Genomic DNA, 15,454 nt, shown 5'->3' with positions numbered 1-15,454 from the left:
CGATACCGAAAATCTCCCCCGTGCCTCGAGCCACGCCCGGTTGTGCGGCTGGGTGCGGCAGGGTGAAGGACCATCAGCACAGCCGACGGTCGCCGCGATCGGCTCGCAGTCCGTGCGCTCGGCGGCCGCTGTCAGGGCCCGGGTCGCGCTCCGACCGGGAGCAACCTGAAAGATCACGGTCAGGCGCGTTATGCTCGCGGCGATGATGACTCATTCTCCTGGCAGATTGGGGGTCCCGTCCGCGCAAGGTGAGTGCTGATGCTCACTCAGATCGCGAATGGGGATTCCCGCCTTTCCTTCTGGCTGCGCGTGCGCAAGTTCGCCGTGCCGTCGTCCATGATCGAGACTGCGACCGCCCGACGCCTCGCCGGGGACTGGGCGGGGGCGTGTGCCGCCGCAGGCATCGATGTCGATCTCAATCTGCGTTCCCTGACCCGTACCCATGGCCAGGAACTTGCGGCCCAGGTCCGGGCCGATCTCCGCCATCTGGCGCCTGATCTGTTGCGCTGGCAGATGCCGAGGATCGCGCCTGACGGGCTGCTGCGCCCAGGTCTGACCATCGCTCTGGCTCGGTACGAGTCTGCGGGGCGCAACGGCGAAAGCCCAGTGCACCTCGTGGTCCGGACTCCGCCGGCGTGGGCCGATGCCGGTCAGCGGATCAGCCTCGCGCTGTGGGACGGATCCCACTCCGAGGCGAGCGCCCGCCGTCACCCGCATCCCCATCCCGACCGGCGCTTCCGCCTCGACCTGCACCGCCACCTGTGGGACGCACGCAGGACCGATGAGCTGCGGATCCGGTCCGGAGCCGATCGGCCGCCCGCCGACGGCTGTTCTGTGAGGGACGCGGATCTGCTGGGGGCGGTGCCGCAGGGGCGACGTTGTGCAGTTGACCGGTGGGCGGCCGAGGCGGGGATCCTGCTCAACGCCGAGGGGCGGCCCACCCGCACCGTCCTCGTGCGGTTCGGGGGCCGGCATCGGCTGGTCCTGGACCTGGTCGCGGACAGCGACTGCGTCGGGCCGCCCGCATTGCGGATCGCGGCGGCATCCACCGATGACGGCGCCTCCGCACTGCCGGTCCTGCCCGACGCGGCGACGTGGGTGCTGCCCGACCTGGAACTGATCCGCATCGGTTCGATCGAGCCCGACCGGCTGCACCCGCTGGTCGCCTCGGCACTCGTACCGGACTATTCGCCGGCCGATTCCTCCCGGACTCCGTCCCGGATTCCGGACCCGGCAGGACAATCGCGCCTCGTGGAGTGCCGGGGAGCTCAGCACCGGATCGGCCTGGTCGATGGAGTGTTGGCGGCGCTGGACCACGACCCGGCGGAGATCCGCCGGGAGGAGTTGCTGGCCGCACTGACCGGTACTCCGCTTCCCTGCCTGCGGGCCATCGACGACGCGCACCGTCGTCCAGACTGCCTCGCCGGTGTCCGCGAACGACTGGACCATGGCGACACCGTCGGTGCGCTGACCGTCGTCGAGGGCCTGCTCGGCCCCGACGCACTGCTGCGCACCGGCGCTCTACGGGACGAGTTGGAGGCGGCCGCGCTGCGGCGGATCACCTACGGACTGTTCAGGGCAGGCATGGTCGGACCTGGACCACGATCTGGCCGCAGCCGCCCCGGGGATCGCCGTCCCCGTGACCTCCGCTCGCACCCGCGCCACGCGAACTTCGCCTGACCTGGGACGTCCGTCCCCGCACCCACTCTGCTCGCCACGAACCCATAGGTGATCAAACATGCCCACATGCACCCCGTTCACTGCCACACGCACCCCCTCCGACCCGGCCCACGCCGCCCAGCTCGATGTCGCCGGCGAGTTGCTGGCGCTGCTGCGCGATGCCACCACCGAACCGCGCCACGACACACAACTGGAGGCCCTGACGCTGGCCGTTGCCGCCGACCTTCCCGTGCTTCTGTGGGGGGAGCCGGGTATCGGCAAGACTGCGGCCCTGACACAGCTTGCCGCGGCCCTGGACCTTCCGCTGACCACAGTGATCGCCAGTGTCCACGAGCCGTCCGACTTCTCGGGACTGCCCGTGATCGGAGACGATCCCGCGGAACAGGGTGTCCCGATGGCCCCGCCGGACTGGGCGGTGCGACTGGTACGGGCCGGCCGAGGGCTGCTGTTCCTCGACGAGCTGTCCACCGCACCACCAGCCGTTCAGGCCGCCCTGCTCCGCCTGGTGCTCGAGCGGCGGATCGGCGCCCTGCAACTGCCGCCCGGGGTCCGGATCGTGGCTGCCGCCAATCCGCGGTCCTCGGCGGCCGACGGCTGGGAGTTGAGCCCGCCGCTGGCCAACCGGTTCGTTCACCTTCAGTGGACCCACGACCACGAGGTCGTCGTACGCGGCCTCGGTGGGACCTGGCCCCGGGCAACATTGCCACGGCTCGCTCCGGAGAAGCTGTCGGGGGCCGTGGACTTCGCCCGCCGCGCGGTGTGCGGGCTCCTCACCGCCCGACCCAAACTCGTGCACCAACTGCCCAGCAGCGAAACGCGCCGGGGCGGCCCCTGGCCGTCCCCACGAAGCTGGGAGATGGCCCTGTGCCTGATCGCCTTCGCGACCGCGGCCTGTTCTTCCCGGGACGTACTTTCCCTGCTGGTCAGGGGCACTGTCGGGGACGGTCCGGGGCTGGAGCTGCTGGCGAGCCTGGACCGGATGGACCTCCCGGACCCCGAGGTGCTTCTCGCCGACCCCGCGAGTGCCGCCCTGCCCGAGCGGGGGGATCTTCGCCAAGCCGTGCTCGACGGTGTGGTGGCGGCAGTCCGCCAACGCCCGGAGAAGTCCCGCTGGGACGCGGCGTGGGCGCTCCTGGTCCGGGCGGTGGAGACCGGAGCCCCGGACCTGGTGGTCGTCCCCGCAACCACCCTGGCCACGCTGCGCCAGGAGGACTGGGACGTTCCGGCAACGATTGAAGGGCTCGCCGGAGCGGTGTCCCTCTCCCGGCGAGCAGACCACGCGGCGGCCCGAGCCGCGGTCGCCGCGAAGGCCGGACGATGAGCCCAGGCACATCGGGGACACTGGACCTCGACAAGCTGTTCGCCGCCCGACTGCACGCCGCCCGGGTCCGGCCCTACTTGGCGACAGCCCTGTTCGCCCTGCACACCGTCGAGTCGCGGCTGGTACCGACGATGGCCGTCGACCGGCACTGGCGGTGCTATGTCTCGCCGGGGTTCGTCGATCGGACACCGGTCGAAGAACTCGCGGGGGTATGGGTGCACGAGGTGTCGCACCTTCTGCGCGACCACCACGGGCGCAGTGACCGGGTCGCGCGGGAGCACGCGCTGACCGGCCCGGCGGAACGGCTGCGGATGAACATCGCCGCAGACTGCGAGATCAACGACGACGCGTTCGGTGACGGGCTGGTCCGGCCCGAAGGCGCTGTCGAACCGGTGTCCTTGGGGCTGCCCGAGGGGGAGCTCATGGAGGACTACCTGCGCCAGTTCCGGCTCGGGCCGCATAGGCAGAATCTGGCCTGGCTGGACTGCGGCAGCGGCGCGGACGGACTGGAACGGGAGTGGGACCTGGGACCGGACGGCGGGCACGGCCTCAGCGCGCAGGAACGGGACGCGGTCCGGTTCCGGGTGGCGCACGGCATCACCGGACGTCCGGGAAACGCTTCGAAGGGGTGGCAGCGGTGGGCGGACGAGGCGTTCCACCCGCCGCAGCCGTGGCGGGAGTTGCTCGGAGCGGCAGTCCGCTCGGCGGCCTCCGGCCCCGGCGCGGGCGAGGACTACACCTACGGCAGGCCGTCGCGGCGCTCGGCCGGGGTGCCCGGCGTTGTTCTGCCGAGCCTGCGGCGCAGGCCGCCTCGGGTCTCCGTGATCATCGACACATCCGGCTCGGTCAGTGACACCGAACTGGGCAGCGCGCTCCTCGAAGTTGCGGCGATCTCCCGTGCCGTGGGCGGCCGTCGCGACCTGGTCACCGTGCTGTCGTGCGACGCGGCGGCCCGCGTGGTGCAGCCGCTTTGCCGTGCCGAGGGAATATCGCTGGTGGGCGGTGGCGGTACGGATCTGCGTACGGGCTTCGCCAGGGCGCTCCGAGCGCAGCCCCGCCCCGATGTCATCGTGGTCCTGACCGACGGTCAGACACCCTGGCCGGGCACACGACCGCCGTGCCGGACGGTGGTGGGCCTGTTCCCTCGGCAGCAGGCAGCCCGGTCGTGGGACGAAGACGATCCCGACTACGTGCCGGACTCGCCGCCCGAGTGGGCACGAGTGGTGGTCATCGGGTCTGCTCCCGCTGCTCGGTGAGCCGCCTACTCCCCCGGCCGGATCACCAGTAGCGGGGTGGCAGCGTCCGGCTCCAGGTCGGTGTCGGCGGGCGGCGGCCCTGCGCTGGCCGGTCGGGTTCCACCGCATCCTCCGATACTGGGGTGGGAACCTAAACCATTCCCCCTTGAAGCCCGGCGATGGTTCGGCCATCTACGACTCGGAGTGCCGAGAGGTCGGCCAGTGGTGCATTGTCGCCACAACCGAGACCTGAGCCCTGGGTTCGAAGTGGACATCGGCAGCTTCACTCCGCGATGTACGTGCGGTAGGTCCATCGGTAGACCGGCATCGTCTCACCGTGCAAGGTCCGGTATTCGTGCGCGAACTCGAAGTGCTCGTAGGCGTTGTGGCGCAGGATCTTGACCGGTTCTCCGTACCCCCCGGGGGGCATTGCCCAGAGCTGGGGAAGGTCGTCGGGGCCTCCTTGGAGGAGCACGAGATTCGACGGGGTCATGATTCTTGCCTCCAGCAGCCTGGGCTGACTCGAAACTGAGCAGGAGGCGAAGGAGCGTTGCCGGGCCCCGTTCCCGCGGCCCGGCAACGGGCTCCGCGTCCCTTCGCGGGCTCACGACGCGGTGTGGTCCTCAAGCACAAGGCCCATGTGGTCGGCGAGGCCGGTGGCCAGGGCCGCCAGCGTCGGGTGCTGGTAGACGAAGTTGGCGGCGATCTTGATTTCGAGGCCCGCTTCGAGGCGGGTGCGCAGTTCGAGAGAGAGCAGCGAGTCGAACCCGAGGGATTTCAGGGGCGTTTGTGGATCCAAGGTGGTGCCCCCTCCCAGCCGGAGCACCGCGCGAATGTGACCGGTGATGTACGCCTCGAGAGCGGTACGCCGTGCGAGACCTGCCGGAAGGGCGCCCAACTCGCCGCGAATGTCGGGGACCGGTTCCGGTCCGGCGGTCGTGGCCCGGTCGTCGGTGAGGAGGCCGAACAGCGACGAGTTCCGGACCGCCGGGAGGATCCACGTCTCCGGTTCACCCGGGATCACGCCGGTGCGGATGCGCCCGTGCACGAGCAGGGCGTTCAGCGCCTGGAGTCCCTTGTTCGTGGGAATGGTCCGGTAGCCGCGGTCGGCGAAGTCCACGGCGGCTCCGGTCTCGCCCCACGCGCCCCAGTTGACGGACAGCGTCGGCATACCGCGACCGGTACGCCAGCCGGCGAAGCCGTCGAGCCAGGAATTCGCGGCGGCGTAGGCACCCTGACCCGGATTGCCCAGCAGGGACGCCATGGAGGAGAACACGACGAACCAGTCGGGGCTGTGACCCGCAGTGGCTTCATGCAGCCTCCACGCACCCGTCGCCTTGGGACGCCAGACCTTCGAGAGCTGTTCGTCGGAGATGTTGGTGATCGCGGCATCGTCGAGCACCATCGCGGCGTGCACGAGCCCCCGCAGCCGCAGGCCATCCGCGGTGGCTGTGGCCACGAGGCGTTCGGCGGTGCCCGGATCGGCGATGTCGCCCAGAACCACGGTCATCCGTGCACCGCCGGCCCTCAGCTCCTCAAGGGTCCGTGAGGTGGACCGAGGGCCGGGCGAGCGGCCGTTGAGGACGACATGTCCCGCGCCTTGCCCGGCGAGCCAGCGGGCTGCCTCAAGCCCTACACCGCGCAGCCCACCGGTGACTATGTAGGCGCCACCCGGGCGCACGGCCGATGGTTCCCCGTCAATACGCGCGGTGGTGTCGCCCTGGTCCGGAACGGTCAGCACGAGCTTGCCGATGTGGCTCGCACCGGCCATGAGACGGAACGCCTCCGTGGCATCGGCGAGAGGGAAGGTCCGGTGAGGGAGGGGTGCCAGCCGGCCGGACGCGATTTCGGCGAGCACCTCGCGGAGCACGGAGGTGAACACCTCGGGCCTGTCGTGCTGGAGTTGGATGAGGTCGACAGTGCTGAGGGTGATGTTGTTCCGGAACGGCGCCAGACCGATCGACGCGTCGGCAAGGATGTCGCGCACCCCGAGCTCGATGAAACGGCCGAAGGGCCGCAGGGCTTCGAGACCGGCCCGGATCGCGGCGCCCGACAGCGAGTTGAGGACGACATCGACGCCCTCGCCTGCCGTGGCGGCGCGCGTCTGCTCGGTGAAACGCAGCGACCGGGAGTCCATGACGTGCTCGATCCCCATGCCACGCAGATAGGCGCGCTTCTCCGCCGAGCCGGCCGTGGCCAGCACCTCGGCCCCCAGCATCCGGGCGACCGCGACGGCGGCCAGTCCCGTACCGCCGCTCGCGGAGTGGATCAAAACCCGTTCGCCGGCGGTGAGTCCGGCCACGTGCCGCAGGGCGTACCAGGCGGTGACGTACGCGGCGGGCAGCGCTGCAGCCGCTGCCGGTCCGATCCCGGCCGGAAGGGGCGCGACGGCGTGGTCGGGCACGGTGACGAACGTACCGAAGGCACCGCCCCGCAGGTCGACGGCGAGCACCGGGTCGCCGACGCGGACGGCCCGCACGCCCTCCCCCACCGCGGCGACCGTCCCCGCGCACTCGAACCCGATGCGGTGCCTCGCCTCCTCGCCGTCTCCGAGCAGGCCCATGGCCGTGAGTACGTCCCTGAAGTTCACCGCTGCGGCAGCGATCCTCACCTCCACTTCCCCGGCACCCGGCTCCGCCCTGGCGACAAATGCCGGTTGGAGGCTGTCCAGGTCGCCGAAGCGGCCGATGCGCAGGCGGAATCGGTCGGCGCCGTAGCGGACGGTACGGGTGGTGGCCGCCGTGTGCTCGGCCTTGGTGAGCGGCGCGTATTCCAGCCGGGCGACGTGGCGGTGGCCGCCGCGCAGGGCGATCTCGTCCTCGGGCCCCGCGTTCAGCAGTTCGGCCGCCAGGTGGTGCAGTGCCGTGTCGGCCGGGTCGGCATCGACAAGGGTGGCACGCAGCTCCGGGTGCTCGTAGGCGAGGACGCGTGCCACTCCCCGCACGGCGCTCTGGCCGGGGTCGGCGGTCTCGCCGGGCCGCACGTTCTGGGCGCCACGGGTCACGAGGAAGAGGCGTGGGGGCTTGGGGAAGCCGGCGAGTACCGCCTGGACGGTGCCGATGAGCCGCCGGGCGCGCCCCAGACCGTCCACGGCGGGTTCCGGGCCTTCCTCGGGCGGTGCACACAGGACGGCCACCGCGTCGGCGCTCGCCGGGCGGCCGGCCCAGCCGCCGGCGAGCGCGTCCTTGACCGTTGCCGGCGGATGGTCGCCCACCGGGGTGTCGAGCACAGCCGTCTCCGCCCCCGCCGTGCGCAGCAGACCGGCCAGCTCCCGCGCGGAGCCGTCCCCCTCCCCGATGACGAGCCAACTACCTGGCGAGGGCGCAGCCGTAGCCCCGGCTCGCGGGGTTCCGTGCCACCGGGGCTCGAGGAACCAGCCGTCGACTCCCCCTGATCCCGCGACATCCGACGCGCCGTGGCGTATCAGCTCCAGCCCATCGATGGCGAGCACCGTCTTGCCCGCCTCGTCCAGCAGGCGAAGGTCTCCGGTGACACCGTCGGCCCGCTCCTGCGTGATGTGGCCGTGGCAGTACGCGGCCGTCATGGGGTCCTCGAGGATGCGCAACGCGCCGAGTCCGACCGGGAGTACGAGACCGCGGCCGGGATCCCGCAGGAGCCCCGCCACGAGCACCTGGGCGCAGCAGTCGATGAGGACCGGGTGGATCCGCAGGTCGTGCGGCGCGGATGCCGCCGCCTGCGGTAATGCCACGCTGGCCCAGCTGCTGTCACCGTCGCGTGAGACCCGGAGGCTGGTGATGCCGGTGAAGGCCGGGCCGTGTTCGATGCCCCGGGCGCGCATGCCCGCATAGAGCGTGGCCGGGTCGAGCACGACCGGGTGTTGGGCCGGCAGCGATGTCAGTTTCTGAACCGGCGGCAGGGGACCGGCTCCGGCGTGGTGCAGTTCGGCGGTCGCCAGGAGTACCCAGCTTCCCTCATCACCGCGGGCATGCATCTCGCAGGTGGCGCGGTCGGCCGCGGTGGCGGTGACCGTGGTGACCACCTCTGTGTGCGCGGTCAGCCGCAGCAGCTCCAGGAAACGCAGGCCGGTCACCTGGATGTCCTGCGGGGGCGCGCCGAACACCGCGCACCCCGCGGTGAGGGCGAGGGCACAGTAGCCGGCGCCCGGGAACACCGGGTCCCCGTGCACCCGGTGGTCGGCCAGCCAGGGCACTGCCTCGATGCCCGCGTCAGCCTGCCAGCAGTAGCGGACCTGTTCCCCGGGAATCTCGGCGTGGGTGCCGGGCAAGCCAGTGACCGTCGGCTCAACCGGCGCCGGTGTTGCGGGGGCCGTGTGGTCCGCCCAGTGGCGCTGCCGGTCGAAGGTGAGGAACGGTACGTCGCACAGCTCACCGTCCGCGTAGAGCGCCGGCCAGTCGACAGGGACGCCGGCGCAGTGCAGGGCGGCGAGCTGGGTGCGGAAGGTGGCCGCTTCCTCCTCGTCACGGCGGAGCGTGGGCAGGACGACCGGGTTGTCGAGGACGCGTGGCAGGCTGTCGGTGACGGAGCGGGTGACGACGGGGTGGGGGGAGACCTCGACGTAGACGTGGTGCCGGTCGGCGGCAGCGGCGGCGATCGCGGAGGCGAATTTGACGGGTCGGCGCAAGTTCGCGCACCAGTACTCGGCGTCGAACGCGGGTGTTTGGCGCGGGTCGTCGAGAACGGTCGAATAGAACGGGACGCGGGGCTGCTGCGGCGTCAGATCCCGCAGCGCCTCCTGCAGACCGGGAAGCAGCGGATCCACCTGGGACGAGTGCGAGGCGACGTCCACGGCGACCAGATGCGCGGGTATGGCCCGGGCGTCCCAGGAGGCGACCAACCGTTCAACATCCCGGGTGCCGCCGGCGACGACCGTGGAGCCGGGCGCGGCCAGCACGGCAACCGAGACCGCTCCGCTCAACCCTGCCTCGTCGAGTTCCCGCTCCACCGCGGCACGGTCCAGGCTCACGGTCGCCATCGCGCCGGCACCCGCGATCCTGGTCATCAGCGAGGAGCGGCGGCAGACGACCCTGACGCCGTCGGCGAGGGTCAGCGCTCCGGCCACGACCGCCGCCGCGACCTCACCCATGGAGTGCCCCACGACGGCGGCCGGTTCGATTCCGTATCCCCGCCAGAGGGCGGCGAGCGCTGTCTGCATGGCGAACAGCAGCGGCTGCACCCGCGAGCATTCGGTGACCGGCACTCCCAGGGACACCATGTCCAGCACGGAGAAGCCGGCCTCGGCCGCGATCAGCGCGTCGGCTTCGGCCAGCGCCGTGGCGAAGGCCGGTTCCTGCTCCAGCAGGGCGCGTCCCATGCCGGGCCATTGCGAGCCCTGTCCGGAGAACACCCACACCGGGCGCCGCGAGACCCCGGCGGCCACGGCCCCCGACACCACGCCCGGTTGGGCCCTTCCGGCGGCGAAGGACCTCAGGGCGCCAACCAGGGCGTCGCGAGAGGAGGCCACCACACCGAGGCGACCGCGGCCGGCGGAGCGCCTCAGCGCGAGTGTGTGGGCGACGTCGCGCAGGGGGACGTTCGCCCCGTCCTGCTCGAGCCAGTCGGCGAGCCGCTCCGCCGCCGCCGGAAGTGCCTTGGCGGATCCCGCCGGTACGAGGAAGACCTCCGGCGTTGGCATCTCCTGCCGGCGCGGGAGGTACGGGCGTTGGGGAGCACCGGCCGGTGCCTGCTCGAGTACGACGTGGGCGTTGGTGCCGGAATAGCCGAAGGACGAGACCGCCGCGAGCCGCGAGCGGGAGTCGATGGGCCACTCCGTCAGCGTGGTGGGCACGAAGAAGCGCGTGCCTTCCGCGGAGATGGCCCGATTCCACTCGGTGAAGTGCAGATTGGGCGGGACGAGTCCGTGCTGCAGGCACAGAACTGCCTTGATCAGGCCGGTGATTCCGGAGGCGGGTTCGAGGTGCCCCACGTTGGTCTTCACCGACCCGAGCGCGCACCGGCCGCGACCCACGCCGTAGACCCGGGCCAGGCTGGAAAACTCGATCGGGTCGCCGACCGGCGTGCCCGTCCCGTGCGTCTCGATCATCCCCATGTCCCGGGGATCGGCGTCGGCACGCTCCAAGGTCTGGCGGAACAGGGCCTCCTGGGCGTCCGCCGAGGGAGCGGCCAGTCCGTCGGAGGTGCCGTCCTGGTTCACGGCCGAGCCACGCACCACCGCCAGCACCCGGTCACCGTCCCGCCGGGCGTCGGCCAGGCGCTTGAGGACAACGGCGCCGCACCCTTCACCGCGTACGAAGCCGTCTGCAGCTGCGCCGAAGGTGTGGCAGCGGCCGGTCGGCGAGAGCATGCCCATCCGCGCGAAGGACCTCATCGTCCTCGACCCGAGGATGAGGGTGACCCCCGCGGCCAGGGCGAGGTGGCACTCGCCCGCCGCCAGCGCCCGGCAGGCCAGGTGCAGTGCCACGAGCGAAGAGGAGCAGGCCGTGTCCAGCGCGACACAAGGACCGTGCAGTCCCAGCAGATAGGAGATGCGCCCCGCCGCGACGCAGTGACCGTTCGTCAGGAGCGAGCCCTCAAGCTCCAGAGGCTGCCCGGCCAGTCCCTCGTAGAAGTCGTTGTAGCTGATCCCCACGTATACCCCTGTCGCGCTCCCGGCGAGCCGGTCCGGCGGCAGCCCGGCATGTTCCAGCGCCTCGCAGGCCACCTCCAGGAGCAGGCGGTGCTGCGGATCGAGTACGTCTGCCTCGCGACCGGAGACTCCGAAGAATCCGGCGTCGAAGCCCGCCACATCACGCAGATAGCCGCCCTGCCGGGCCATCGGGTCCCCGGGCCCGGAGCCGCCCCACGTACCGCCCCACGTCCCGTGCTGCGCCCTTCCGGCGGGAGGGTCGCCGACGGCGTCCCGTCCGTCGGCGAGAAGCCGCCACAGCGCGGCCGGTGAATCGGCGTCGCCGGGAAGCCGGCATCCCAGTCCGACGACGGCGATACGCTCGTACCCACCGTTGACACCGTGCTCCTGCTGGACCATCAGAAACCTCCCCCTCCCGTCGGGTTGACGGGTCCGGATTGAAATTGCGCTGTGGAGTGGTCGTGCACGGCTCGGCGCTCACCGCGGCCCGGGGGCGTCCAGGCTTCCGAGCAGGACGGCGCTCTTCACGCCGCCGATCTGGTACGTGAAGTTCAGGGCGAGGTGGAAGTCGAGGGGACGCGTGCGCACGCCGGGTACGGGATCGAACACCAGGCCCTCCGCCGGCTCCTCGCAATTGGCCGTGGGGCAGACCTCGCCGCGTTCCATCATGAGGAGGGTCAATGCCACGCCGAGGCAACCGGCCGGGGCACCGTTGTGACCGAAGCAGCCTTCCTGGGACGTCATGAGCAGATGCGCCGCGGCCGGTCCGTACAGCTGCCTGACCGCATTGACCTCGAAGGCCGTGACGACGGCGTCGCCGTCGCTGCCGCCGTGAATGTACGGGATTTGCTCGATGGACCACCGGTTGCCGAGGCAGGCGCGGACGGCGGCCACCAAGCCCGTTCCGCTCTCGTCGCTCGACAGCGGGTTGGCGAGCCCGTCCCGTGTCGTGGCCTGGGCAAGGATCTGCCCGTATGCGTGGGCTCCGCGCCGATGGGCGCGCTCGCGGCTTTCCAGCACGAGCGTCACCGAACCCTCGCCGTAGTTCACACAGTCCGCACGCCGGTCGTACGGGCGCATGATGCGGTCGAACGACGGCAGGAGGGCTGGTTTGCCCGACGAGCGTATGGACGCGTCGGCTTCCTGAGCAACACGCAACAGGCGCTGGGCGTTGCGGACCAGAGCGACGTCGAAGACGTCGACGCCGGTCACCACCGCCATGTCCACCACACCGTCGGCGATCATGCGACGGGCGTGTCCGAGCTGCACGGCGGAGGAGGCACAACCGCAGGACACGGTGTAGCACGGCCCTGTGGAGCGGGTCACCGCCCCCTGCACCAGGGCGACATCGGAAGGGGAGACCGCCAGTTCGGTCCCGATGAACAGATCCATGGCCCCCAGGGGGCTGATCGTCGCGGGGTCGGCCCGCATGACTGCCTGGTAGCTGGCGACCTGGGCGTCGACTCCGCCCCGCCCCGCCAGGATCGCGGCGGTGGCCAAATCCCCTGCCTGCAGGTCCAGTCCGGCGTCCGCGCAGGCCTCGGCGAGCGACACAAGGCCGAATCGATGCGCGGAGGTGAAGTGCCGGGCGAAAACCCCCGGGAACCCGGGTAGACGCTCCTCGAACATTGCCTTCGAAAGGTGGACCGGGCCGTGATAGACACCATCACGCAAGAGACATGAACGCCCGTGCCCAGCAATGTCCCAGACTTCCTCCGCGGTGAAAACGGGACGGCCTTCACCCGGCAGGCAGAAACCCATACCCGTTACCACGGAATCCCGCGCGTTCGAGCCCGTGTGTCCTTCCACTGCCTTGGTCCGACCGCTCATGTCACACCTCCGTGTGTGTGGGCATGGCGAATCACCACCACACCGCTGCAGGGCTGAGCCGGGTCCGGAACGAGAAGCACTGGACCCACGGGTGAGCGGCCGGCCGTCGGCCGGGATCTGCTCGGACATTCGCATCGATCTCGGCAGAGCTCGATGAACGGGCATGGCGTATCCGCCGGCCCCCAAGGAATTGCAGCAAACCGACTGCGAGTTCGCCCCGGTAAGAGCCATATTTACGGTAAGGCGTGACCGTCAGTCACCGACAGACTGGTTTCGCGGCGCTCGGAGCACTGAATGACGGCAAACGCGCGCCCATATCCACCGGCGCATTCCGCAGCTCCGCAGAATCGGCTCCACGTGACGGGAAAGTGTGATTATCGTTCTGCCATTTGACTGGAACTATCACGCGGAGGCCGCCCCGAGTTCCGCGCCAAGGCGGGTGCCTCTTCCCGGCCGGGTCGTGTCAGCCATAGCCGAGGTGATCCGTGACTTCGACCTCCAGAGCGGACCCGTAGCCGTTTGGCCGTCAGCTGGAGCAGCCCGCCCAAGCCCGTCAGCTGCAGGCCCTCGACCTGGGCAGGCGCCCACAAGCTCGTCGATCAGCTGCTGATCCACGGCCAAAGACCGCTGGGGCTCGGACTTCGACAGGCACAGGCACAGTCACGTTACGCCGCCATCGGCGCATCATCAATGATCAGGAGCTGCACCGTTCCCGCCGCAGGCCGTAGGGCTCAGCTACAGCGGTATGTGGACGTCAAGGACTGGCCCGGAGACACGGACGGGCGGTACGTCCAGACTCTCCAGGACGTGAAGCATCGGCGTATTGACCGCGGCGACCGCGGCGGTCAGGGTGTGGTGGCCGGCTCGGCGAGCCACATCCGCCGCGTGTACGGCCAGCGCGGTGCCCAGTCCCTTGGACTGCCACTCATCCTCGACCAGCACGGCGAGTTCGCCCACCCCCGGCCGGTCGGTCCGCATGACATTGGTCATGGCGATGATGCGGTCCCGGCACTCGGCGGTGGTGGTCACCAAGGTCGTGCCACGCTCCGGGTCGGACAACAGCCGCCAGCCGGCCGGAGACAACTCGGGCTTACCCGCGTGGTAGCGCAGGGCTCGACTGCCGTGCGAGCAACGGCGGTGCAGCGCCTGAACCGGTCCGAGGTCATCGGGTGTCACCTCCCGGGTCCGAGTGGTTGTGCCGTCGGTCAGCGTGATCGGGTGTGCGGTGCCTCGGGGCCCGGAGTCGGGCATTCGGCAATCTCCTCAAATCGCGAACCTGACTGATGTGCCACGGAGTACAGCGGAGCGCCAGTCCGCCGTTGGCGCAGAGCCAGTCTTTTGCCACTCCCCCGGCCGCCTCAAGAGGGGTTCACGCCATATTGATCACAGATAGCACACGCCGCACTACGGAACGCAGCGGAAGTGAACTCCCCGGCCCAGCGCTCGCCTTGCTCTCTGGGCCGGCGAGGAGTCCGGGCCGCCCACCCAACATGGGATCGAAAGTGATGGCCTGCCCAACTGGCATTTTTTGCAACGCAGTTGGTGCTCTGTATGTGCTGTTCTTGTACAGCTGCGGCCAGGTGGCGGGGAGCGCTGTGCAACCTTCCGGGCCTCGTTTCCCCTCGTCGGCCATCTCGTCGACGAGTGATCACGGGTGGGGGCGGAGGAGCACAGGTGCGGCAGGACCTGGGGGCCGGAAGACCTGATCGAGGTCTGGACGCTGCTCGAAAGATCAAGCGCACCGCAGGGAGATCCGGGGCGGCTTACGGGTTCCGCGCCAACCCCGAGGAGGGGCCGGCCGGTTGGCTGGCCAACGAGCTGTACCCGGGTGGAGCTGTCGCAGGACGGGACGGCGGCCGCGAGCCGCATGCTGCCCGCAGTCCTCGCCAAAGCCCTCAACGGCCTGCCCCGCCACGAGATCACAGTCGAACACGACGTGAAGGCGAACACCGACTTCCTCGCCGAACTCACCGGCCGGTGACCCGCGGCAGGTGTCCGAGAGCACCCACGCCACCGACTCCGCATGCTCCCGGCCACCTCCGCTCGCGAAGCGGCACCCCGACATCCGCCAGACCCTTGATGTCGATCAGACGTTGATGGCACCCAGCTGCTGCGTGAGACCGCGACTCGCAGGCTGCGACAAGACGATCTACCAGCGAAGAAACGAAGTCGAGCGAACGATCAACGAGTTGGAGAACTCCCGGGCCGCGGCCACGAGGTTCGACAAGCGGGCCTACTTCGAGTCCGGCTTCCAGTCCTGGACGAGGAGCCCGAGCAGCACCTCGTCAAGAAACTCGCCCATCACCCAGGCCGAGGAGCGCAGCACGCCCTCGCGGACGAAGCCGTTGCGCTCGGCTGAGCGCAGCATCGCGGCGTTGTCCGACAGCGTCTCGATCTGCAGCCGCTGCAAGCCGCGCACGACGAAACCGTAGTGGCACAGCACCGCGACTACATCGCTGCCGTAGCCCTTGCCGCGAGAGGACGGAAGCAGTCCAAGGCCGATGTGCGCGGACCGGTTGTGGTTGTCGATGCTCCACAGCGTCGCGGTGCCGACCAGCGTGCCGCCGCCCAGCTCCACTACAGAGAACGGGACGTGCCCTTGCTCCTTGTCGTCCACCACGAGCCGCGGGTCCTTCGAGCCGGGCGTGATCGGCCGCCACGGCCCGCCCTCGGCCCGCGAGGCGTTGACCACGTCGTCGTAGAGCTCGGCCCGCAGGATCGGGATGTCGTCCTCGTGGCGGGCCCTGAGCCCGACCTTGCTGCCTCTAAGCATGCAGTCTTCCTATCCGACCGGGTTCGCCGACGGCAAACCAATAAGGAACT

At 70.3% G+C, this 15,454-nt stretch carries 9 protein-coding genes and 1 pseudogene; 5 read left to right on the top strand and 5 right to left on the bottom strand.

Going from position 1 to position 15,454, the window contains the following annotated elements; translation table 11 throughout:
- Positions 1-258: 258 nt before the first annotated feature.
- Genes OOK40_RS24480 through OOK40_RS24470 form a run of 3 tightly spaced genes read left to right on the top strand, consistent with a single transcriptional unit; the run spans position 259 to position 4,257 of the window.
- Complete coding sequence (locus OOK40_RS24480) at positions 259-1,680, top strand: hypothetical protein (RefSeq protein WP_266485777.1); 1,422 nt, start codon at positions 259-261, stop codon at positions 1,678-1,680.
- Between the two features lie 58 nt (positions 1,681-1,738).
- Positions 1,739-3,001 (top strand): AAA family ATPase, encoded by a 1,263-nt coding sequence (locus tag OOK40_RS24475; protein ID WP_266485775.1) that lies wholly within the window; start codon positions 1,739-1,741, stop codon positions 2,999-3,001.
- Positions 2,998-4,257: a VWA-like domain-containing protein gene (locus OOK40_RS24470; protein WP_266485773.1), complete on the top strand. Its 1,260-nt coding sequence runs from the start codon at positions 2,998-3,000 to the stop codon at positions 4,255-4,257. The genes OOK40_RS24475 and OOK40_RS24470 overlap by 4 nt, the downstream gene beginning before the upstream one ends.
- A 262-nt stretch (positions 4,258-4,519) precedes the next feature.
- Here the strand turns inward: OOK40_RS24470 and OOK40_RS24465 are convergent, their stop codons facing one another.
- The 4 genes from OOK40_RS24465 to OOK40_RS24450 all read right to left on the bottom strand — a co-directional run bounded on the left by OOK40_RS24465 (position 4,520) and on the right by OOK40_RS24450 (position 13,882).
- Entirely contained in the window at positions 4,520-4,729 is a 210-nt protein-coding gene (locus OOK40_RS24465; protein ID WP_266485770.1) for a DUF5988 family protein, read from the bottom strand.
- 111 nt (positions 4,730-4,840) lie between these two features.
- Positions 4,841-11,200 (bottom strand): type I polyketide synthase, encoded by a 6,360-nt coding sequence (locus OOK40_RS24460; RefSeq protein WP_266485768.1) that lies wholly within the window; start codon positions 11,198-11,200, stop codon positions 4,841-4,843.
- Positions 11,201-11,278: 78 nt separating this feature from the next.
- Positions 11,279-12,631: a beta-ketoacyl synthase N-terminal-like domain-containing protein gene (locus tag OOK40_RS24455; RefSeq protein WP_266486591.1), complete on the bottom strand. Its 1,353-nt coding sequence runs from the start codon at positions 12,629-12,631 to the stop codon at positions 11,279-11,281.
- Between the two features lie 735 nt (positions 12,632-13,366).
- Positions 13,367-13,882 (bottom strand): GNAT family N-acetyltransferase, encoded by a 516-nt coding sequence (locus tag OOK40_RS24450; protein WP_266485766.1) that lies wholly within the window; start codon positions 13,880-13,882, stop codon positions 13,367-13,369.
- A gap of 577 nt (positions 13,883-14,459) precedes the next feature.
- On the opposite strand from OOK40_RS24450, the gene OOK40_RS24445 reads away from it, so the two are divergent.
- Entirely contained in the window at positions 14,460-14,612 is a 153-nt protein-coding gene (locus OOK40_RS24445; RefSeq protein ID WP_266485764.1) for a hypothetical protein, read from the top strand.
- A gap of 151 nt (positions 14,613-14,763) precedes the next feature.
- Positions 14,764-14,868 (top strand): annotated as a pseudogene (locus OOK40_RS24440) (IS5/IS1182 family transposase); the annotation flags it as partial.
- On the opposite strand, the gene OOK40_RS24435 reads toward OOK40_RS24440, so the two are convergent.
- Positions 14,865-15,404 (bottom strand): GNAT family N-acetyltransferase, encoded by a 540-nt coding sequence (locus OOK40_RS24435; protein ID WP_266485762.1) that lies wholly within the window; start codon positions 15,402-15,404, stop codon positions 14,865-14,867. The pseudogene OOK40_RS24440 and the gene OOK40_RS24435 sit on opposite strands and share 4 nt — an antisense overlap.
- Between the last annotated feature and the right edge of the window lie 50 nt (positions 15,405-15,454).

It is taken from the genome of Streptomyces sp. NBC_01481 (assembly GCF_026339995.1).
Lineage (GTDB): Bacteria > Actinomycetota > Actinomycetes > Streptomycetales > Streptomycetaceae > Streptomyces.
The sequence above is the reverse complement of the archived record's forward strand: the minus strand, read 5'-3'. Positions and strand labels throughout refer to the sequence as shown.

Coding starts and splice junctions, on each gene's coding strand:
- OOK40_RS24470 (WP_266485773.1), top strand. CDS start 2,998: ATGAGCCCAGGCACATCGGGGACACTGGACCTCGACAAGCTGTTCGCC.
- OOK40_RS24435 (WP_266485762.1), bottom strand. CDS start 15,404: ATGCTTAGAGGCAGCAAGGTCGGGCTCAGGGCCCGCCACGAGGACGAC.
- OOK40_RS24465 (WP_266485770.1), bottom strand. CDS start 4,729: ATGACCCCGTCGAATCTCGTGCTCCTCCAAGGAGGCCCCGACGACCTT.
- OOK40_RS24480 (WP_266485777.1), top strand. CDS start 259: ATGCTCACTCAGATCGCGAATGGGGATTCCCGCCTTTCCTTCTGGCTG.
- OOK40_RS24455 (WP_266486591.1), bottom strand. CDS start 12,631: ATGAGCGGTCGGACCAAGGCAGTGGAAGGACACACGGGCTCGAACGCG.
- OOK40_RS24475 (WP_266485775.1), top strand. CDS start 1,739: ATGCCCACATGCACCCCGTTCACTGCCACACGCACCCCCTCCGACCCG.
- OOK40_RS24450 (WP_266485766.1), bottom strand. CDS start 13,882: ATGCCCGACTCCGGGCCCCGAGGCACCGCACACCCGATCACGCTGACC.
- OOK40_RS24460 (WP_266485768.1), bottom strand. CDS start 11,200: ATGGTCCAGCAGGAGCACGGTGTCAACGGTGGGTACGAGCGTATCGCC.